The sequence below is a fragment of the Streptomyces spongiicola genome (assembly GCF_003122365.1).
Taxonomy (GTDB): domain Bacteria; phylum Actinomycetota; class Actinomycetes; order Streptomycetales; family Streptomycetaceae; genus Streptomyces; species Streptomyces spongiicola.
Genome location: NZ_CP029254.1, coordinates 4,451,505 through 4,471,419 on the forward strand (window position 1 = coordinate 4,451,505; position 19,915 = coordinate 4,471,419).

Annotated in this window: 15 protein-coding genes; 6 read left to right on the top strand and 9 right to left on the bottom strand. The window is 64.2% G+C overall.

Translation table 11 applies throughout. The annotated features are described in order from the left end of the window. Positions 1-16: 16 nt before the first annotated feature. Positions 17-1,594, top strand: a complete 1,578-nt coding sequence (locus DDQ41_RS19675; RefSeq protein WP_109295656.1) for a serine/threonine-protein kinase — start codon at positions 17-19, stop codon at positions 1,592-1,594. A gap of 81 nt (positions 1,595-1,675) precedes the next feature. On the opposite strand, the gene DDQ41_RS32060 is transcribed toward DDQ41_RS19675, so the two are convergent. Continuing rightward, entirely contained in the window at positions 1,676-2,713 is a 1,038-nt protein-coding gene (locus DDQ41_RS32060) for an SEC-C metal-binding domain-containing protein (protein WP_217364444.1), read from the bottom strand. 569 nt (positions 2,714-3,282) lie between these two features. Here DDQ41_RS32060 and DDQ41_RS31390 point away from each other — a divergent pair. Both DDQ41_RS31390 and DDQ41_RS19685 read left to right on the top strand, forming a co-directional pair. Further along, positions 3,283-3,729, top strand: a complete 447-nt coding sequence (locus DDQ41_RS31390) for a hypothetical protein (RefSeq protein ID WP_162602711.1) — start codon at positions 3,283-3,285, stop codon at positions 3,727-3,729. A 194-nt stretch (positions 3,730-3,923) separates the two neighbouring features. Next, positions 3,924-4,289: a hypothetical protein gene (locus tag DDQ41_RS19685; RefSeq protein ID WP_162602712.1), complete on the top strand. Its 366-nt coding sequence runs from the start codon at positions 3,924-3,926 to the stop codon at positions 4,287-4,289. Between the two features lie 15 nt (positions 4,290-4,304). On the opposite strand, the gene DDQ41_RS19690 is transcribed toward DDQ41_RS19685, so the two are convergent. After that, complete coding sequence (locus DDQ41_RS19690; protein WP_109295658.1) at positions 4,305-5,390, bottom strand: CHAT domain-containing protein; 1,086 nt, start codon at positions 5,388-5,390, stop codon at positions 4,305-4,307. 15 nt (positions 5,391-5,405) lie between these two features. Then, complete coding sequence (locus DDQ41_RS19695) at positions 5,406-6,122, bottom strand: TIGR02391 family protein (protein WP_262508514.1); 717 nt, start codon at positions 6,120-6,122, stop codon at positions 5,406-5,408. A 104-nt stretch (positions 6,123-6,226) separates the two neighbouring features. Here DDQ41_RS19695 and DDQ41_RS19700 point away from each other — a divergent pair, with 104 nt between their 5' ends. Further along, positions 6,227-7,576 (top strand): ISL3 family transposase, encoded by a 1,350-nt coding sequence (locus tag DDQ41_RS19700; protein ID WP_217364445.1) that lies wholly within the window; start codon positions 6,227-6,229, stop codon positions 7,574-7,576. Positions 7,577-7,654: 78 nt separating this feature from the next. On the opposite strand, the gene DDQ41_RS19705 is transcribed toward DDQ41_RS19700, so the two are convergent. The 6 genes from DDQ41_RS19705 to DDQ41_RS19735 all read right to left on the bottom strand — a co-directional run bounded on the left by DDQ41_RS19705 (position 7,655) and on the right by DDQ41_RS19735 (position 18,374). Then, positions 7,655-7,936, bottom strand: a complete 282-nt coding sequence (locus DDQ41_RS19705; protein ID WP_109295660.1) for a hypothetical protein — start codon at positions 7,934-7,936, stop codon at positions 7,655-7,657. A 321-nt stretch (positions 7,937-8,257) separates the two neighbouring features. Next, complete coding sequence (locus DDQ41_RS19710) at positions 8,258-8,818, bottom strand: PIN domain-containing protein (protein ID WP_109295661.1); 561 nt, start codon at positions 8,816-8,818, stop codon at positions 8,258-8,260. Between the two features lie 3 nt (positions 8,819-8,821). Further along, positions 8,822-9,283 carry a helix-turn-helix domain-containing protein gene (locus DDQ41_RS19715; RefSeq protein WP_109295662.1) on the bottom strand — a complete coding sequence of 154 codons (462 nt, stop codon included), beginning with the start codon at positions 9,281-9,283 and terminating at the stop codon, positions 8,822-8,824. Positions 9,284-10,392: 1,109 nt separating this feature from the next. Further along, complete coding sequence (locus DDQ41_RS19725) at positions 10,393-13,200, bottom strand: class I SAM-dependent DNA methyltransferase (RefSeq protein ID WP_174720299.1); 2,808 nt, start codon at positions 13,198-13,200, stop codon at positions 10,393-10,395. Next, entirely contained in the window at positions 13,197-16,640 is a 3,444-nt protein-coding gene (locus DDQ41_RS19730) for a helicase-related protein (protein WP_217364446.1), read from the bottom strand. The genes DDQ41_RS19725 and DDQ41_RS19730 overlap by 4 nt, the downstream gene beginning before the upstream one ends. 636 nt (positions 16,641-17,276) lie before the next feature. Next, positions 17,277-18,374, bottom strand: a complete 1,098-nt coding sequence (locus DDQ41_RS19735; protein WP_109295665.1) for a DUF1152 domain-containing protein — start codon at positions 18,372-18,374, stop codon at positions 17,277-17,279. A gap of 80 nt (positions 18,375-18,454) precedes the next feature. Here DDQ41_RS19735 and DDQ41_RS19740 point away from each other — a divergent pair, with 80 nt between their 5' ends. Then, a complete protein-coding gene (locus DDQ41_RS19740) occupies positions 18,455-19,195 on the top strand; it encodes a GntR family transcriptional regulator (RefSeq protein WP_017949982.1) in 741 nt (246 codons plus the stop codon). A gap of 278 nt (positions 19,196-19,473) precedes the next feature. Beyond that, on the top strand, positions 19,474-19,911 hold the full coding sequence (locus tag DDQ41_RS19745) for an ATP-binding protein (protein WP_109295666.1): 438 nt from the start codon (positions 19,474-19,476) through the stop codon (positions 19,909-19,911). The last annotated feature ends 4 nt before the right edge of the window (positions 19,912-19,915 follow it).

The following is a 19,915-nucleotide window of genomic DNA, read 5'->3' on the forward strand; positions in this document are numbered from 1 at the left end:
ACGGGGCAGGGGCACGGTGCCGCAGCGGATCATCGACGGACGTTACGAACTCCTGGAGGAGCTGAGTCACGGCGGCATGGGCGACGTCTGGCGCGGCTACGACTCAGTGCTGGACCGGCCCGTGGCGGTGAAGCTCATCCGGTCCCAGGCCGTCACCTCGCCGCAGATGGCGGACGAACTCGCCAGGCGGTTCCGGCGCGAGGCCCGGATCACGGCCCGCATCCGGCACCCCGGGGTGCCGCAGGTCTACGACGCCGTCCTCGACGACGCCCATGAGCACCTGTTCCTCGTCATGGAGCTGGTCGACGGCGTCCGGCTGTCCGCCTACGTGGACCCGGTCCGGCCGCTGCCGGTCGGCTGGGCCGTGGCGGTCGCCGCGCAGGTGGCCACCGTGCTGTCGCACGCCCACGAGGTGCCCGTGATCCACCGGGACCTCAAGCCGGGGAACGTCCTCGTCGCCCGCGACGGGACCGTGAAGGTGCTGGACTTCGGCATCGCGGCCATCCTGCGCGCCGACGCCACCAAGCTGACCGCGACCGGGAGCCCGGTCGGCACCTCCCAGTACATGGCGCCCGAGCAGGTCCGCGGCGGGCGCGTCACCCCGCGGACGGACCTGTACGCGCTGGGCTGCGTCCTGCATGAACTGCTGGCCGGGCGCGCCCTGTTCCGGGCCGACAGCGAACTCGCCCTCATGTACCGGCACGTCACCGAGGCCCCCACCCCGCTGCGGCGGCTGCGCCCCGAGGTCCCGGCCGCGCTGGAGGAACTGGTCCTGCACCTGCTCGCCAAGGCCCCCGAGGCGCGGCCCGCCGACGTCCAGGAGGTGTACGAGCGGCTGCGGCCCCTCCTCCCGCGGGCCGGTGAGGAACCGTCGCCCGGCGAGACGGGCCCGGCCGGCGCCCCGGACCCGACCCGGCTGTTCCGCCACCCGTACGCACCCCGCTCCCGGCCCCGGCCGGCGGCCGCCCCGACGCCCCCGGGGGAGCGGATCCCCGGGCCCGTGCCCGTACCGGACGAGATCCGGGCGGACATCAAGGACGCCTACGCCCACTCCGACGCCCTCCTCGAAGAGGAGCGGTTCACCCAGGCCGCGGAGGTGCTCAGCGAGGTCATCGAGCCCGCCGCCCGCGCGCTGGGCACCGAGAACCGGCAGGTGCTGGAGCTGCGCACGCAGCGGGCGGCGATCCGGCTGCTCGGCGGCGACTACCGCGCCGCCCTGCCCGAGTTCACGGCGCTCGCCGACGCCTACGGACGCGTCTCGGGGCCCACGGGCGAGCAGGCCCGCGCCTGCCGTGCCCAGGCCGCCCGCTGCCGCGCCGAACTCGGCCAGGTGACGGAGGCGCTCACGGCGCTCGAAGCGGTACTGGCCGTCGTCCGGTCCGTGGACGGCGACGTCAGCGAGGAAGCCGTCGAACTCCGCCGTGACATCGGCATGCTGCTGCTCGCCCAGGGCCGGGCCGCCGACGCCGCGCTCGTCCTCGAACCGCTGCACGCCGACCTCGACGTCGTCTACGGCCCCGCGGACGAGCTGACCGCCGAGGTCGCCGAGGCCCTGGCGCTGATACGGCTGGATCCCGACGGCCGGGGCGCCTGAACGGGCCGGACTCGTGAGCCGGTCACCGCCCCGCGTCCGCAGCGGACGGTGGCTCGCGGCCGCCGCGGCTCCCACCGTGCGTCAGTTCTTCGCGGGCGCACCGCAGCACTTCTTGTACTTGCGGCCCGAGTCGCACCAGCACGGGCCGTTGCGCGCCGGCGGCCACAACAGGACACGCTCGGGGTGTCCCGTCAGGGCATACCACTCGCCGAAGGAACGCCGGGTCTCCGCCGCGTCCCCGTCACGGCCCTGCCGGTCCGTGTACGCCTCGAACTCGGTGAGGGTGGCGCTGACCATACGGACACGGGCAGCGCCGGCCTCGCTGTAGGCGCGGGCCTCACGCTGCAGCCGCTCGGCGTAGGTGTCGTAGTCGTCGCCGTAGTGGGCGGTCGACTCCAGCCAGCGGGCGCGGACGGCGGCGAAGTCCTCGCGGACCCAGCGCAGCACGATCCCGTCGAACGCCTCCCCGTCCTCGGGCATGTCCACCGACGGTCCCTGCGACAGCGCACCCCGCAGTTCCTCCCGGAACTCCGCGAAGGAGGCGTTCGCCTCCGCCTCTGCGGCGAGGTCGTCCTCGTCAAGCTCGATCCCCAACTCGCCGCGCAGGAAGCCGCGGTCGATGAGCAGCATGTGCCGGTACTCGGCGGCCTGAAGGCCGTCGTCGTTTGCGGTGATACGGTCCAGGCCCGCCTGGCACCACTCGAGTGCCCGCTCGTACCGCCCTGCCTCGGTCAGCGTCTCGACCATGTCGTCGATGACCCGCAGCCGCGCCTCCCCGGTGTGTTCGGCGTCGAGGTGAGCCCGTAGGTCCTCCTGGGTGTGCTCGGCCTCCGTCACGCGGCCCAGCGCGTACAACTGGCCGACGATGCCGACGTGGGCGTCGAGGCGGTACTCGCCATCGCAGGCGGCGGCGCGCCGGAACAGAGACAGAGCCCCCTCGGCCTCGCCCTTTCGGACCGTGAGCCACCCGGCGTCCACCAGTGCCCGTGGCTCCTCCGGATCACCGGCGTGCTCATCCGCCCAGCGCTCGCACATGGCGGCGGACGGCTCTCCGCGCTGGGTCCCAAGAAAGGTTCCGTAGGCGGTTGTTGGGGCATCAGAGGCAGCGAGTTCGGTCACGGGAAGACCCTACCGACAAGCAATGCGTCCCGGTGCGTGCGGAGCCCTCGCGAGGCATCACCCGTGGAACGCGCGCCCGCATTGTCCGGGGGCGCCCCGTCACAGACGGCTGCACGGCGGCCCCCGCCGGCCGCAGGGGTGGGGGCGACGGGGAGGGCTCGGTGAGCATGAGCATGCGCGGGTGTTCCGTGACGCGCTCCGGAAGGCGCCTGCCGATCAAGTGGCCCGGCTGACCGAACCCGGCGCGGCTTCGGTGCCGGCCGCCGACAACGCGGCTCTGCTGGACGCCCTGCCGCTGTTGGACGTGGACCCGTCCCGTCTGCCGGAAGACTTGCAGCGTCGGCTCCACAGGGCGGTCGGCTTGGAAGTCCGCTACAGCCGGCCCGGGGGAGAAGTGACCCCGCGGGTGACGATCCCGGGGCACATGGTTGACGCACGGGTGGCCGTCACCCGAGAGATGGACCTGGGGAACAGGAAATCGGGCATCACCACCGAAGTGCTGATGCCCGACTGCGGCACTCGCGGGGAACGAACCGGTCGAAACCGGCAGCACCGTTCCCGTCCTCCAGGTGCGCCTTGCCGACTCCCTTTCGAACCCTGGGGCACCCCTGTTGAGGCTGCTCAAAGCGCTGGAGAGGGCCGACAGAGAGCCGAAGTGCCAGCCAGAGCCCGACCAGGACAATCCAGCGGTTGCTACGACGGTCCGCGAGAACCGCATCCTGTCACCGGAAGAGGTGGCTGAGATGGTGGACGCATACCGGAAAGGCGCAAACGTGCAGGAACTGTCGCGGCGTTACGGCGTACACCGCTGCACTGTCGACCGGCACTTGAAGCTGTCGGGTACCGAGAAACGACCGCAGCTCAAGATGACCCCAGACCGAGTAGCCAGGGCCGAAGAGCTATACGCCCAGGGCTGGACCATGCAGCGAATCGGGAATGAGTTCAACGTCAGCGCCAGCACGGTGCGTATGGCGCTCAAGCGGGCGGGTGTACGCACGCGACCGCCTGTGGCGTGACGAAGTTCAACCCAGTGCACAGTCGCAGCTCGGAATAATTTCCACGTCGAAGCACCCTGCTCATCAATGATGATGGGCGGGGTGCTCACTCATTTCCAGAAAGAAGGGTCGCCTTTCATTACATTGAATTTCCCCGCCGTTTTCGCTATAAATAGAAAGGTTAACAATTACCGCACAACAGGGAGGGATTCAAAATGGGCGAACAACAATTAGGCATGCCACCGCAGATACCGGGAGGGGAGGAAGAGCGTAAGCCAGTGGTTTTCGCGGTACGCATTGATCCGGCCTTGCGGGAGCAGGTTGAGGGACTTCGAGGTATTACAGAACAGTCGGTCAACGAGGTTGGCGTGGAGGCGCTCACCGCCTGGGTCGACAACAAGCTTGCCGATGAAGAGGTACGCGACAAGGCCATGGCCGGCATTGAGGAAGAGGAGCGCAGGCTCCAGGAGCGGCGTAGCGCCATCCAGAAGGTCTTGGGTGCTACGGCCAGCACTTCGGGCGAAGCGCCAGGTACCGGCCCTAGCCGTAGCGGGCGCCGAGGCAAATCTTCGGATAGCTAAAACCTCTGTGAGGACTCACGATAGCTCGGTCGGTTCCACAAGCACTAGGGCATCGAGGTCGACATCCTCTCGTGTTACGGACGCGATGACATCTCCATGACCACCAGCGAGAGTATCAATCGCAAACCTTGCCTGATCAATCGCAACGCGAACACTGAGGCCGGAAGCAATCGCCCGATAAAAGACTGTCGCGAACAAGTTGGCCGCTAGGTCTGAGATCTCTGTCGTCGTGGCGATAACTACCGGGACAGCGGCAAGCAAGACGTCCGCGCCATCCAAAGTGTCACAGGCATTAAGCACGAGAACACGAGGCGGGTCACTTGTTGCCCCCAGGGCTCGCGCCAGATGTTCAAACTGGACTTCGACACCCTCGGGTGAGTCAAGAGAACCGTTGTCAAACTCCAGGGCCTTACCACCGCCGTGCCCTGAAAAGTGCACAACGTGCGGTTTCTTGTCGGTAAGCCCTCTTAGGAGATCCAGAGGTGTCGCGGCAGGCCAATGGTCAATTTCGATGCTATCCCGATGCAGGGCACTCCGAACCTCCGCACGGACATCACTCACTTCCTTGTCCACACGAATACGGGTCTCGATGAGGTCGCCGCTCTCATCCTCATCCCAGATTCGAGGGTTTGCTGTCAGGTAGAGGACACGGAGCTGCTCTGGCTTGGGAGCGGGGATGTGGCGCACCTCGTGAATATATCTCACAGTCGGCTTACTGATGCGAGCAAGCTCCTGCGCATGCTTCTTCTCTTCACTCCTGCGTTTTGTGTCAGCACGAGCCTGCACCGACTCTGCGTTTTTACGCGCACGGCCCAAGTTGGCAGTTTCCTGACGCTGCTTCCCAAGGTTGTCTGCCAACTTCTTGGAAACGTCGGCAGCTTTCTTGTCGAGAGCAGCCGCATCGTTCTCAAGCTTGAGGGCAGAGTTCGTGTAGCTCCTGCGCAAGCTTGTCGAAGAGGTCCGCTCGGCGGATCTCTTCTTAGCCGAAGCATCCTTACGCTTCTTCGAAGCGTCACTCTCGTATTTTGCTTGCTGATCTCGCAGCTTGGCTTCAGCTGCCTTCAGTTGCGCAAGCTTCCGCATGACAGAGTCTTCCGACATAGCCCTTCCTTCCGCTTAATTAATATTGAGATTTTCACCGTGCTGGTGCCGCAGCTGCGTCAGAATCAGGCTCCCGATCCCAAGGACGCCGAAGGCGTATCGCTTGGCGTCGTCCCGCTTCTGGATGTTGTGACGATCGACGTTGCTCAGAGCCTGGGCGAATCCCATACCAAGCATCCGCCAACCCTCCCACTCGCCGCTTTCCTTGCCCAACCGGAACTGAGCAGCATCCGCAAACACTGTCGAATACAACCCCTTGCCGACAAGGGTCTTGCCATTCTTGTCCTTGGGATCGCCACACCACTGACGCACGTGATGCTCAACAAAGATGGCCGTCTGGCTAGCTACCGCCTGCCAGTCTTCGTTTTGGATGTGCGTACTCACATACGCCCAGAGATCCGGGTCGAAAGCCGTCTCATCAACTGCATCGTCACTTGATCCCGCCTGTTCCAGTTCAAAGATGGCGGCTTCAATGATTCCTGACGCCTTACTCACCCCGCCCAGAAAAGCGCTGTCCCATGCGCTGTCAGGAGTGCTAGCCGAAAAAACCATCAGACTGTAGTCGGTATCGACGAAAGCTTGTGTCAGGTGGTGGTCTTTCCCAAGAGCTCGTGTGAGAATGGACTGCACTCGCCCTTTCCACGATGAGAACTTGCTTTCAGCTTTGAGCTGCAAACCCGGGTCTTCGAAGTTAGTGGGGGTACGACGGTGACGGGCGGGCTCGCCGGTCACGCTGTGTGAGGTGGTTGGGGTGCGGGCGCCCTGGACGCAAGGAGCCCGCAGGTCTTCGTGATCATGGTTGTTGTCTAGGCAACCGATCATGAAACCCCACGGGCTTGAACAGCGACGATACCGGCATCAACGAGGCGGCCACGCGACTTCTGGGGCTGGAGGGGGTGAGTGTGATCAAGGTCAAGGACGACGGGGCGGGCGGTTCGACGGTGTACGTGGTCACGAACGAGGACTCCGCCCGGGCCTGCCCCTCGTGCGGGGTCTTCGCCACCCGGCTGAAGGACTACCGCACCACCCGGCCCCGGCACCTGCCCTGCGGTGGACGCCCTGTGAGTATCCGGTGGCGCAAGGCACGCTGGTACTGCGCCGAACCCGTGTGCGAGCGCGGCTCGTTCACCGAGGCGATACACGCGGTGCCTGCCGGGATGCGCACCACCACCGCCCTGCGCCGGGCGGCGGGGGCTGCGGTCTGCGACGGATCCCGCACCGTCGTGCAGGCCGGCCGCGACCTGTCCTTGAGCTGGCCGATCGTGCAGCAGTGCTTTGAGGACTACGCCGCGGCGGTCCTGCCCGAGACGCCGCCCGCGACCGAGGCGGTCGGGATCGACGAGACCCGGCGCGGGAAACCGGTGTGGAAGCAGAACCCGGCCACCGGCAAGTGGGAACTCATCGCGGACGCCTGGCACATCGGCTTCGTCGACGCGATCGGCGGACAAGGACTGTTCGGCCAGGTCGAGGGCCGCAACGCCACCTCGGTCGCCGACAGGCTCAGCGCCCAGCCCGCCTCCTGGCGGGCACAGGTCCGCTACGTCGCCATCGACCTGTGCGCCACCTTCCGCGCCGCCGTCCACCGCGCCCTGCCGCACGCAACCGTGGTCGTCGACTGCTTCCACATCGTCCAGCTCGCCCAGCGCCACCTCGCCGACCTGCGCCGACGCCTCACCTGGAAGCAGCACGGCCGCCGGGCCCGCAAAGGCGACAGCATCTACACCGTCCGCAAACTCCTGCGCCGCAACAAAGAAGACCTCACCGAAAACCAACGCACCCTGCTCAAGGCGGAGTTGGAGTACATGGGCACCTACGGCCGGCAGATCCACGCGGCCTGGCAGGCCAAGGAACTCCTGCGCGACATCCTCCACCTGACCATCAGCCGCACCCACCACGCCCCCGACCGCTCCGCGATCTCCGCCGCCCGCCACCGCTTCCTCGCCCACGTCGCCGACCACGCCCACATGCCCGAACTCCTCACCCTCGCCGAGACCGTCGAGCAGTGGTGGGACGGCATCGAGACCTACCTCACCACCGGCATCACCAACGCCGCCTCCGAAGGCAACAACCGCCTCATCAAGCTCGAAGCCCGCAACGCCTTCGGCTTCCGCAACCGCGAGAACCAACGCCTCCGGTCACGCTGTGCAACCACCCGGCGGAGCCGACGGGAGGCGCACCCCCACTAAATTCGAAGACCCGCAAACCCTCACGTGCGGCTTCGTCTTTTAGGTCCCGGAGGGTTTGAATCGCAACTTGAGACGTCGTCATGGATCAACACTACGCTCCTGCGCCTTCTTTGTTCCCACCTCCCGCTCCAACACCCACACGAACGCCACGCCGCCCTTGGGGAACGTCCAGCCCTCGTAGGCGACTTCGACGCTCGGTGAGGGGTCGGTGGCTGAGAGGTGCATGCGTACGCCGAGCCGTTCGCTGTGCTGCTGGATGAGGGTGTACGTAGCGCCGGGCAAGCGATCCGACAGGACCCAGAGGGCGGCGGGGCTGCGCTGACAGAGGCCCTGGAGCAGGCGCTTGTAGCTCGCGCCCATGAGAAAGCCCCCAGGGCGCTAGGCGCCGCTGGGGGCTTGTTGTCCGTGCCCACGGCCCCCTTGCGGGGTGCCGTGGGTTCGAATGTGTCTGCTTTGGTGCCCCCGGCAGGATTCGAACCTGCGCACACGACTCCGGATTGATTGTCTGGTTGTCCCCCACTATGGCCTCTGACCTGCGACGGAGCCAGGCAAGGGATAGTCGGCAACGCAGGGTGTGTGTCCGGCGGCGTGTCGCGCGCACTGGAGCGCGAAAGCTCGCTGGCGCCCGGAGACGCCCGTGCCCTGGCCGGACCGGCCAGGGCACGGGCGTCAGAAGGGTGTCTAGGTCAAGGCTCGCAGTGCCGCTACCGACGCCACCAGGCCTTCTCGCTCCAGTGAATCGATCACGTCCGCGACCACTGCGTTCGGCGGGCTTTCCCAGGAGTCCGCTATCTGCGTAAGCACTCCGTACACCAGCCGGGGGGAGAGGTCGACCTGAGCCTCGATGAAGGCGTCTGGATGGACGGCCTGTACATCCCACACGGACAGCTTGTCGGTGGGGAAGTCCTTCAGGTTGGATGTGACGATCACCTGCGCTTTTGCCTTGATGGCAGCGGCCAGGACGTGCCGGTCGTCGGGATCCGGCAGTTCGAGTATGTCGATCAGCGGTTCGTGCCCCTTGACCAGCACATCCCGGATCGCCCCTGACATCAGCTCCCGCGTACGATCTAATTTCTTCGGATCCAGGTCAGGCCGATTCTTGCTCAGATTGCGGAAGGTCTCATCGAGGATCTGGTCCGTCCACTTCGCCTGTACAAGCCCTGCCTGCGCTACGCGGATGAGTACGTCACGCAAGGTGCTCGGATACAGGACGTTGGCGTCGTAGACGGCGACGAAAGCCATGGCCTAGATCATTCCCATCTCCTGGCCGAGCTGGGTGAGCTCATCAGCCACGCCTCGGCGACGGTGGTCGTCCCTGCGCTGGTACTCCATCAGAGACGACGCGGTGATTCTGCGGTGCGAGCCAACGGTCCGGAACTCGATCTCTCCGGCATCCAAGAGACCGATGAGGAAAGGACGGGACACGTTGAGTATGTCGGCTGCTTGCTGAGTGGTGAGCTCGGCGTCGGACGGAACGATGGACACGGCCCGGCCGGCGCCAAGATGCGCCAGGAGCGACGCGAGGAGCTCTACAGCCTCGCGAGGGAGAGCCAAGGGCTCACGATCGCCTTCATCTTGAACGATGACAGTGATCTGGGAAGCCTCCTGGTGCTCTGCCAGGTAGGCCCGGACCCGGGTGAGGGCATGGTTTGCAGTCTTCTGCTTGTCGTCCGGGAGTTTCACCGGACGAATATCGATCTTGGTCATTCGTGCGCCCCTGGTAGCCGTGGGTGGGCGCCAATAGCCCGCCGTCGTCGGCGCGAGGGTGGGCTGGCGTGACGGTTGCACGCCCCGTCGTTTGTCGTCGGCGCGACGAACGGGGCCTACGGCCGTCATGGTGGCGGTGGTGGTTCTGGTCTTGGTGGTCAGCGCTGCCTACCTATCGAAGTATCCGCAATATTCGAAACATTCGCAACAGATCCTAGAGGCGATTTGCGGCGGTCGGCGCTGTCTGTCCCTCTGACCTGCGGCGAAGCCACACCGGGGGTGTGCGGCGACACAGAGCGCGGCGGAGGCGTGTCGCGAGGGCCGCTGGTGTAGGCGGGGAGATCGGAAGTCGCCTCCGGCTCCTACACCCATTGCGAGGTCGGCTTCGCCGACGGGCTGCAACACCCCGGGCGTGGGGTGTTACAGCCCGTCCTTGACCGGACACCCCTCACACCCCGGACAGCTTCTGTCGGGGCTGTCCGGGGTGTTTGTGCAGGTGAGAGTCTTATCCGGACGGTCGGACAGGTGGGACACGTCCCGCGAGGCGCCGACAGGCCTCGGGCGTACCGTGCAACAAGTTCAGCTACTCGCTCTCTTCGACCTCGACAACACACTGAGCGACCGGCAGGGCGCATCGGAGGAGTGGGCTCGCGCCTTCAGTGCGAGTCGCAGGCTGGCGTCTGATGCGGAACGCCTGACTGGTGGTGCACTCCGCGAGAGGGCGTACCCCGCGGACTTCGAGCGGCTCCGGGCCTCCCTCAGCCTGGGGGAGGCTGCAAGTTGCCCGATCTCGTGACGCAGGCCCCGAAGGTCGCGCAGGGTGCCGACGGTGAACGACCGACGGCCCAATCAAGAGCGCGGGCCTGTCGTGAGTGATGCGCAAACAGGCTGGCGCTGTGTGTCGGAGGTGTGTCGCGAACAGTGAGAGAGAACGAAAGAGGGCGGGAGTCAGTGAGACTGACTCCCGCCCTCTTCTGTCGGCATCCCCCTGGTCGGGTACGAAAGTTCGTAGGCGACCAGGCGAGTGCCCCCGGCAGGATTCGAACCTGCGCACACGGCTCCGGAGGCCGGATGGGTTACCTGCGTTCTAGCTGGTCAACGCCAAAGGATCAGTCAGATCTCTGATGTCCGTCCACAGATAGTCCACGGCCGACTCGCTTCCGCGCCCCTGCACCCTTAGCAGTCTGGTATGTGAGCAAGTCTGCGGTCAATTCTTGATAACGCTGAAATAGAATGGTTTGACGCTCTTGTTCGCTCTGGCAGGGACTGGCAGCACCGAATGCTTTATCCACCAGCGCATCCAAGGAGTCGTGTGCGGCGAGGAGCGCGGGGTCCATCGAGTCGGCCTTATAGTGCTCAGCAAGTGATTTGGCCGGTGCAAGGTCGCGCGCGGCCAAGACCGATTTGCCAGCCGCAGCGATTCGACCTCGAAGATCTTGGGAAACAGGTGGCAGAGGGAGCGTATTCCATACAATCGTATTGGTGAAGCTTGGGTCAGATTTCATGCGCGCACCTACGGTTCGCTGCCAGGTCAGGAACATCGAAGATGAGATCACGCCGAACAGGTACCCGTCCGGATCTTTCGCGGTGAAGAGCTTAATTGACGCAATAACTGTCTCGGGTAGCCTTGCAACAGTTGCGTATCGTCGAGAATCAGAAAAGGTTTGCGGAATCCCAAGATAGGCTCCCAGAGGTTGACGACGCTGTTCGAATAGATGCGGCGTCACGGCAGCCTTTCGAGTAGCTACCTTAGGGCTCTCAAGTCGGAGCTTTCGCACTGTTGCCAGTCGTTCAGCAACATTCGCATTCGTTTGGGTGGCCTCGAGATCGGCATCCACTAGCCAGAGGCACCACCGGTGCTCGTTGTTGATCAGCTCATCGCCACCGAGATAAAGCCGAATGTATGGGCGGACGATGGGATCTTGGGAAAGCTCTGCGAACTCATCTTCGTTGAGCGTGAGATGTCCCCAGTCAACGGCTTTTGATCCTGCTGTTACTTCCGGCAGCCCATGACCCAGCGGTTTCATGCGTTTCCGAACGAGAACATCTGGCCCATCGGCGAGATACGCATTCACCCCATGAGAAATAGGGATCAGCTCGTGAGTGCGCTTATCCGGAGAATACCCGAAAAGCCGCTGCTTGATGGTGCGTTCCTTTGTGAAGCCGACAATGATGCAGTGAACTGCAGCTTTCCCCGAGGCTTCGGATGTCCACGGGAAAGTACGATAGGCGAATTTGATCCTCCAGCCCCCGTCGTGTAGCGCGCTGAATACCGAGGGGACCGCCTGGCCCATTGTTACCGAATTCGTACAGACGAAGGCCCAGCGGCCTTTCACTCTTCCTAGATGGCTCGCTGCTTTCGTGAACCATCCGGTGACGTAATCCATGTACCCGTCGTAACGACTTCCCCAAGCAGCCTGGAGATCGTTAGTTTGACTCGAAGATCGCTCCTTCGTTCCTATGAATGGTGGATTGCCGGCGATGATGGTGTTATCGCTAGCAGGAAAAATGTCACCCCAATCGAGCCTCAAAGCATTTCCCACGATGATGGTGGCCTGCCGTCTAATGGGGAGCCGATCAGGAGCCCAACCGAGGCGCTCAACTAGCTTGAGATCCGATTGGCGGTCCATAAGGAACATGGCGGTTTCGGCGATCTTAGCCGGCCATTCGTCAATCTCGATGCCGTAGAAGCTGTCGAGATTTACCTTGAGGCCGACATTGGCTAGGAGCATCTGATCATCGCCCGTGATCTCTTGCAGTCGCTCCATGATCCGCAGTTCAAGTTCCCGCAGTTCCCTGTAGGCGATAATGATGAAGTTCCCACAACCGCAGGCCGGATCGAGGAACCTTATCTCCCCAAGCCTATTGCGGAGCCTGGTCAAGGCCAACTTTTCGTTTGCTTTTGTCTTGGCGACCTCGAAATCGGCACGCAGTTCGTCAAGGAAAAGTGGATTCAGTGTCTTCAGGATGTTTTCTTCGGATGTATAGTGCTCGCCAAGGTTACGGCGAGTCTTGGCGTCTCGCACTGATTGGAACATCGATCCGAAGATTGCAGGGCTAACTGACGCCCAGTCTCGCTGACATGCCTCGATTACTGCATCTCTGAATTCGGCCTCTAGTTCCGGGAGGCAGATCCTCTCATTGAAAATCCCGCCGTTGACGTACTTGAAGCCACGGAGGTGATCAGGAACAGTGCCCCGGTCTTTGTCGGCCGTATCCAGCCATGTGAACAACTCGTTCAACCGGGCAGATAGGTCCGATGCATCGGGCCTCGTATGAGCAACCATGAAATGCTGAAAGAGACCTGCTTCCCACATGTCGGTGTCATCGCCGAACATGAGGAACAGTATCCGAGCCAGACTGACGGAGATCTCATGCTCAGGGGTACCGCACGCCTCGAGAGACGCGTACATGCGGGCCATCAATTTTGAGGCTTGGCGGGTCTCGTTCTGGGCTTCGACATCGAATGCTTCACGGACTCGTGCTATCAGCCCTGTTGCATCGAGCGGCTGACTCCAGTCGATGCGGATTGAGTTGAGGCGGTGCACAAAGTTTGGATTGGGCTGCCCTGCGGTGTATCTGTGTGACGAGAGACGGGTTGTGGTGCTACCCCCTGCGGTACGACGTACGGGCCAACGCCAAACTTGCTCATCCGCGTCATAAAAGATGGTGAGCCGGTCGACGGACTTCTTGGCGATGAGCTGGTCGAGCTGCGCCTCCAGCGCAGACCCCGGCCGCTGATCGCATACCCAAACGGAAACGCCCTTGTAGCTGGAGACATTTACGGCTTTTACTGTTTGGCCTTCGTTGGACAAGCTGACGGGCTCTCGATGCACCGGCGCGGACCAGTGCAAATCCTGAAGGAACAGCTTGCGGTAGTCGTGCGACTCGATGCGCTCGATCAGGCGGTCACTCATACTGGGCTCACTCCGATCGAGCAAACGATCTTGATGGGGTCGGCTTCGCTGGTCTTGATAACCAGCTTGTCGTCTTCGTGTAGCTGGTTCAGCACCTCAATGAGGTCGTCGTAGCTATACCGGTTGCGGAGCGCAAGCCGTAGCCGGGCATTAGCATGTTCCGTTAGCGGCCGCTCGTGAAGAGCGTTGAGTGCCTCACGAGCTTGATCTGTGAAGAGGGTGCCAGTGCTGCCATGTAGCCGCTCCCACACCCGCTTGCGGGTACCCCTGAGGTTCCCCTCAGCCACGGCTTCCGTCGTCAGTGGACCATGTACCAGTTGCTCGACCCGCTCAAAGTGGTTGTCCAGCGGCTCCCGCGTTGCGGTGTCGGGCTCGGCTGCGAAAACGCTGAGCGCCTCCAGCGGGGTGACTAGTCGCTCCGTCGTACTTCCGTCCTGGCCCCGAGAGGAGATTGCGAAAGCCTCGACTCCCGACTGGGTATTGATGAAACAGGCGACCTGGTCGCCGGCCTCGGCCACCCGTGGAGAGCGGGTGCTGCCGATGTTGTCCTGCGACGTCAGGACCCGCCTGACAATCTCGGGATAACGCTCAGTGGCGTTGGACCACACTAGGAACGCTTCACTAACGGCATCCGCCTCGCCTTCTTCATCGTCAGTGTCAGACAGCTTGCCGTGATAGAGGTCTTCCAGTATCTCGACCTCGCGTTCGGATCCGAAGAACTGCTCGTCGGAGCCGAACGCCTCAGCGCTGTCGGCGAGCCGTTGCTTGATGCGCCGACGCAGATTGATCTGCTGTTCGACTTTGTCGTGGGTGATCAGGTACACGTACACCTGATCGGAGGCCTGACCGACGCGGTCTACGCGACCTGCGCGCTGAATGATGCGGATGATCGCCCAGGGCAGGTCGTAGTTGACGACGATGTGGGCGTCCTGAAGGTTTTGTCCCTCGGAGAGCACATCGGTGGCGACTAGAATATCCAGCTCGTCGTCGGGTGAGACAGTGGCCGTGGGGTCCTGCTGGTCGTCAGGAAGGGCGTTGGAGCGCGGGGAAAAGCGTTTGGCGATTTCGGCGGGGTTGTCGGTGTTGCCGCTGACAAGGCCAACTCTCCCGATGCCCGCGTCAGAGAGAGCCTGTGCTACGTAGGCCGCGGTGTCGACGTACTCGCTGAAGACCAGGACCTTCTCGCCTGGGTGGTCGTTGCGGAGCAGGTCGACGAGGCGGTTCACTTTGGAATCGCGAGTGACGTCCCATGTCCCAAAGCGGGCCAGCAGCCGGTCGATCGTGGCGTTGTCTCGCTGAAGATCGGCTCGGAGCGCAGGCGTGAATACTGTGGAGTTGATCCACTTCGTGTCCCTGGGCAGAGAGTGAGTCAACTGCTCGTAGCGGCCAGCCATGTCACCGTGCCGTAGGGCGCCGTCCGACTCGGTCTCAGAACCGGCGTCGAGATCGGTGAAGTGCAGCTGGACGTCAGTGAAAGTGCCGATGGGGAGAGGTAGTTTCTGGTCAATCGCGTGGATGAACAGCTCGTTACGGGCACGCTGTCGACCGAGGGAGACCATGAACGAGTGCCCTGACGAGGACAGCCGCTTGAAGAGGCCGGTACGGACGAACCCAACCACGTTGCCGCGACCGGAGCGGATGTCGTCAAGTACTGCCAGATCCTTGTCGGTGTGCCTGACCTTCGGGTTGTCGTACGCCGCCAGCCGATAGCGGGGCAGTTGCAGCGAGGCTACGGCATCGAGCGTTGCGTCGTCCTCCATCTCGCGGGCCACATCGTCCTCGGCGAAGTCGTGGACCAGAGGGCGCGGGACGCGCGTCGGGAAGTGGAACCGCTGTCCGTTGGCGAACTGGAGGTACTCCCGCTCGATCGCGGTTCCGTCGGGTGCCGTGATCGTTTCCTTCTTGGCAGACCTTTTGACGAACGATCGGGTTCTGCGAACGAGGTGGTCGCTCATGAGCCGCTTCCAGTCCTCGGCCTCGGTCGATTTGCGGAATGCGGTAAGCGTATTGGTTTTGCCATCAACCTTGGACCGCAGGCCGGGATCCCTCCCAAGCGCAACCGTGGGCTCGATGCCGAGGTCATCGTCATCGTCGAGGTACAGCCCTATCTGATTGGCGACGTCCTCGAAGGCAAGGTTGAAGGGGGTCGCGGTCAGCAGCAGTACCTTCGCGCCGTTGTCGCGGATGTACTGGTGGATTGCCTCGTAGTCGACGCGGGTGTTGTTGCGTAGATTGTGCGACTCGTCGCAAATGACGAGGTTGAACCGTTTCAGCTCGGGGAGTCGCTTCGCGGCCATTGAGTAGGGCATGACGCGGCCGTTGACGTCGTACTTCTCCAGGTGCTTGGTCCACATCTCTTCGAGGTTCTTCGGGCAGAGGACGAGAGTGGAGTAGTCCTCCGCACCTTGCAGCATGAGCGCAGTCGCGATGGCCGTGAGGGTCTTGCCCATGCCCACGACGTCCCCGAGCATCGTGCCGCCCCGGCGGACAATGCGCCGTGCCAGGGTCCGGACCGCCGTCTCCTGGTAGTCCAGCAACAGATTCTTCATCGACGGCGGCAGTACGTAGCCCATGCCGGCCCGAGCGTCTTGGGACAGCTCGTGGCAGACCTTGAGGTACACCTCGAACGGGGTGGGCTGGTCGCCAGCCCATGAGGCGGCGATCAGGTCGATGATCTCTGCGGTTATGGTGAGGGAGAACGGGTCGTCCCACCGGTCGATGAACCAAGTAGCGAGCTTCTGGGTTGCATCCCTATCGGGCACCTCAATGTTGAGTTCGAGGTTGTTGTACAGACCTGCGCCCGTGAAGTTGGATGATCCGACATAGGCGAACCGCGGGGTGTGCGGGTCGCCAGGCTTGTGAAAGATGTATGTCTTGCCGTGCAGTGGCTTTTCGGTGAACACCTTCACCTGCACGAACCCGTCCGCCAGTTGCTCACGCAGCGCCTCCAGGGTGGCTCGGCCTCGCTTGGTCGCTAGTCCGCGCATTAGCTGGTTGCGTAGGTGCTTCACTAGTTGCGCCTTGCGTGCGTGAGCCGTTTCCATGTCGTGGTATTCGTCGTTGCCCTGAGCGGACTGAACATCTCGCTGCAAAGATTCGAGGATCGTCTCCGAGTCACTAGGCGCAACCATGCCTACCAGCAAACGCACTACCGGCCCCTGGGCTGCCGCCGCGCCACTATCAGCTGCAAAGGCGGCGCGCTTGGCCTCGACGAGCTCTTTGAATGAGTCCCAGCCGCGCATGTCGAAGTAGCCGGTAGCGACATCGACGGTCGTGAAGCTGGACAGTGACTGTCTGAGCGCCGTCCCCAACTGCAAATCGTCGAGGTTGTCAAAGATTTGAGGCACAGAGCTCGCTCCCGGCGACGGTGGCTGCATTGGCGGCGCGCACGAGGCGCGGAGCTCGATGGTAAGGCCGAGCACCGGCTTGACGTGCCGCATTGGCAGACCTTGAACGCAGAAGGGCGCTGGCTGCTGAGGTCGGCGGAGGGGCTTTGGCCCGTGTCCTGCCCGGTTTGGGGTCGTGCATGATCAGGGGGCCGTACGCTTGCTGGCAACTCGGGCAGGCTTGTCCCCCTGCCCGCAATGTGTCCGAGTGGCCCCCTGGTCTTGCTCGACGCGGGTCCCGGATCGGGGAGTGTGGGTAAAGCCGTGGAGCCGTCCGTCCCCACCCCCGGCCTGGTTCTTTTCGCCCCTTTGTGGGCGCGGGCGGGCGACGACGTGCGGCCCCGGTGGCGTAGACATGGAGGGGCAAGCGCGGCGGCGTCCGGCCGGCGCCGCCGCGCCTTGGCGCGGCACCTCTGATCTCCGAGCAGACTGCTACCGCAGTTCAGGAGGTCGGGAATGCAGACGCTCAATGCGTCCAATGTGGTGTTCTCCGAGCGTCCACCTCCCCCGGGCCTGGGAGTGCTGATGTCCTTGGTATCTGCTGGGGCCACTCGGGCGCATGGCGAGCATGGGACAGGGTCGGTTCCGTGTGGCTGGCCTGCGTGCGGCGGCTGGGTTGGCCATGAACTGTGCTCGATGACCGGCCCTCGGCAGCGAGCGCAGCGAGCCTTGAACCCGTGAAGAAGGTTGTTACTCATCGGCTATGGGGATGCGCCAAAGTGGCGCGTCGTACTGTTCCGGCCGGTTGTTGATGAGGAGCTGTCGCAGGTCATCGCGCTGGGAGCCGCTGAGGTTCAGGGCCTCGGTGATACGGCGGAACGTCGTGTGGGTGACTCCGCGGGCGCGGGCTTCGGCCTCGAACTGGTCGAGCTGGGGCCAGATTGCGGACGGGTCCAGAGTCGCGGGCTGCTGATCCTTGAGCCACAGGGCCTTGTTGCGCTCGTAGTCGATCTCCGAGTAGCCGCAGATTTCGCGGCTGTAGGCCTCGGCCTCGTCCAGGTGCTCTGTCGCCATGATTGCTCGGGCCAACTGGTTGCGGCTGACGGCGTCGTCCAGGTCGACCTCGTGCACTGTGGGGCTGTCGTCCGTGAGCGGTACGGGGAGCCCCGCGTCCCGGATCTCGCAGGTGCCTCGAGCACCCCTGGCCGTCGCCGCGAGGACCCCGGTCGCTTCGGACGGGTGCCACTCCAGAACCGAGTTGATCGCCTCCGCGTCGCCGGCGGTGAAGGTGTGGACGACGGAGCCAAGCATGTCGCTCAGATCGGCCGGCAGAAGTTCGCCGTCCAAGCCTGGCCCCGCGACCAGCAGTCGGATGGGCGCGTTCACCTGGCAGCATGCTGCCAGGGCGAGGGCGTCGGCGAGTGGGCTCCTCAGCGTCGGCTCGTCGCCGCGAGCGAGGATGTCGCCGCCCACGTCCAGGAGATCGATCGACTCGGGCTCCAAGTGACTCACCAGATCTTCGAGTTGGTGAGTGAGTCCTTCGGCTCCCTGGTATGGGTCGAGCAGCGCGAAGGTGTGCGGGAGCTCCGCCGCCAGTCGGGGGAGTGTGGAACCTGCCGGTGCGATCGGCTGGGCCTGCGCCAGCACTCTCCAGACGGCCGGGGTGATGGGCTCCAGGCCGGTGAAGTCGGCGGGTCGCCGCGGACCCGGTAGTGGGTCGATCAGGAGGCGGTCCCATGCGTATGTGAGGATCACCGCTTGTTCCTGGTCGCCGTAGAGGGCGGCGTGGAGCATGGCGGCGGCGACTGCGTCGCCCCCTCCTCCTGCTGCGACGATCAACCGCGTCATGCGATCAGACTACGGGTTCGCAGGTTGGCCACTCACCCTATAGTGGCCAAAGGCCATAGCCACTTGGACAAGGAGGGGAGATGCCTCAGATCGAAGAGGCTCAACCGAAGTATCTCCAGATCGCCCACCACATCCGTGATCAGATCCTTCGGGGCGACCTGCGGCCGGGGGACGAGGTTCCTTCGGAACGGCAGCTCGCCGCGGACTGGAAGGTGTCCCGGCCCACGGCCGCGCGGTCCCTGGAGGCGCTGAGTCATCAGGGCCTGGTCGAGAAGCGTCAGGGCTCGGGGACGTACGTGCGCAGCCTCGAAGTGAACCGACGGGCGCGGGAGTTGTACGGGCGTGCCCGGCAGACCGGGAAGATCTACACGCCCGGCGAGTACGCGGTGATCACTTCCGCCGGCTGGCTGGAGGCTCCGGACCACGTCGCCGAGGCGCTGGGCCTGGTGAAGGATCGTCGAGCCGTGCACCGCCGGCGCGTGACCAACAACCAGGACGGCCCGATCACGTTGTCCACCTCGTGGTTCGCGCCGGACATCGGCCGGCGGGCGCCCAAGCTCACGGATCCCGAGCGGATCCAGGAAGGGACGCTGATGTACGTGGAGCGGATGACGGGGCGTCAAGGCAGCTATGCGGAGGATCGCATGTGCGCTCGGGGCGCCACCGACGAGGAGGCGGCCGACCTGCGGCTGGAACCGGGATCCGCGGTCCTCATCGTCCATCACGTCGTCTTCGACCTCCAGGACCGCCCCCTGGAGTTCGCCGAAGCCACCTACCCGCCGCACCGCTGGGCCTTCGAGCAGGGCTACCCGCTGACCTGACCCCTCGCCAATTGCGCCGAACCGCTTGCGTCTTCGAAGTGGCTAATGCCACTATCCAGAAAGTGGCTAAGGCCACTTGGAGGAGAAGGAGGCACGACGTGGTGAGTCGGCGGCCGGAGCCGGATACGCGGTTAGCTTGCCGGGGGTGTCGGGGGCGTGGCTGGAAGCGCGTCGGCTCCCGGACGGTGCTGGCGCTCTCCACGGCCAACGACCGCGACCGTGCCATGTCGAAGCGGCGCTGCCTCGACTGCGACGGCAGCGGCAAGGAGTGAGCACACATGGCCTACACGATCGACCGCTACCCCTGCCAGGACTCGCCGCGGCTCGGCGCGATGACCCTGCATCCGGAACCCGAGTCTGTGCCCCGCGCCCGGCGCTGGTTCCGGAAGTTCATCGCTCCGTACAACCCGGCCTGCTCCGTCGACGACTGCACTCTGATGATCTCGGAGCTGGTGACCAACGCCATCCTGTACGGGCAGGCGGACGAACCCTGGCTGGTGCGGGTCGAGTGGTACCGCGAGGGAACCGCGCTCCGTGTAGACGTGCACAACCCGGGCTTCCCCGTGAATGTACGGGTGCGGCACCCCGAAGCGAACGACGCTCACGGACGGGGGCTGCTCCTGGTCGACTCCATCGCCGACTCCTGGCGCTCCGGTCCCAGCCGGCACGGCGGCACGGTCGTCTCCTTCGTGGTCGCCGATGCCTGGCCGGCGTGACGGG

Bases quoted from the DNA above. Each gene is read 5' to 3' on its own strand.
- DDQ41_RS19710 (WP_109295661.1), bottom strand. From the start codon at position 8,818: ATGGCTTTCGTCGCCGTCTACGACGCCAACGTCCTGTATCCGAGCACC.
- DDQ41_RS19730 (WP_217364446.1), bottom strand. From the start codon at position 16,640: ATGCGGCACGTCAAGCCGGTGCTCGGCCTTACCATCGAGCTCCGCGCC.
- DDQ41_RS19725 (WP_174720299.1), bottom strand. From the start codon at position 13,200: ATGAGTGACCGCCTGATCGAGCGCATCGAGTCGCACGACTACCGCAAG.
- DDQ41_RS19705 (WP_109295660.1), bottom strand. From the start codon at position 7,936: ATGGGCGCGAGCTACAAGCGCCTGCTCCAGGGCCTCTGTCAGCGCAGC.
- DDQ41_RS19745 (WP_109295666.1), top strand. From the start codon at position 19,474: ATGGCCTACACGATCGACCGCTACCCCTGCCAGGACTCGCCGCGGCTC.
- DDQ41_RS19715 (WP_109295662.1), bottom strand. From the start codon at position 9,283: ATGACCAAGATCGATATTCGTCCGGTGAAACTCCCGGACGACAAGCAG.
- DDQ41_RS19735 (WP_109295665.1), bottom strand. From the start codon at position 18,374: ATGACGCGGTTGATCGTCGCAGCAGGAGGAGGGGGCGACGCAGTCGCC.
- DDQ41_RS19740 (WP_017949982.1), top strand. From the start codon at position 18,455: ATGCCTCAGATCGAAGAGGCTCAACCGAAGTATCTCCAGATCGCCCAC.
- DDQ41_RS19690 (WP_109295658.1), bottom strand. From the start codon at position 5,390: ATGTCGGAAGACTCTGTCATGCGGAAGCTTGCGCAACTGAAGGCAGCT.
- DDQ41_RS19685 (WP_162602712.1), top strand. From the start codon at position 3,924: ATGGGCGAACAACAATTAGGCATGCCACCGCAGATACCGGGAGGGGAG.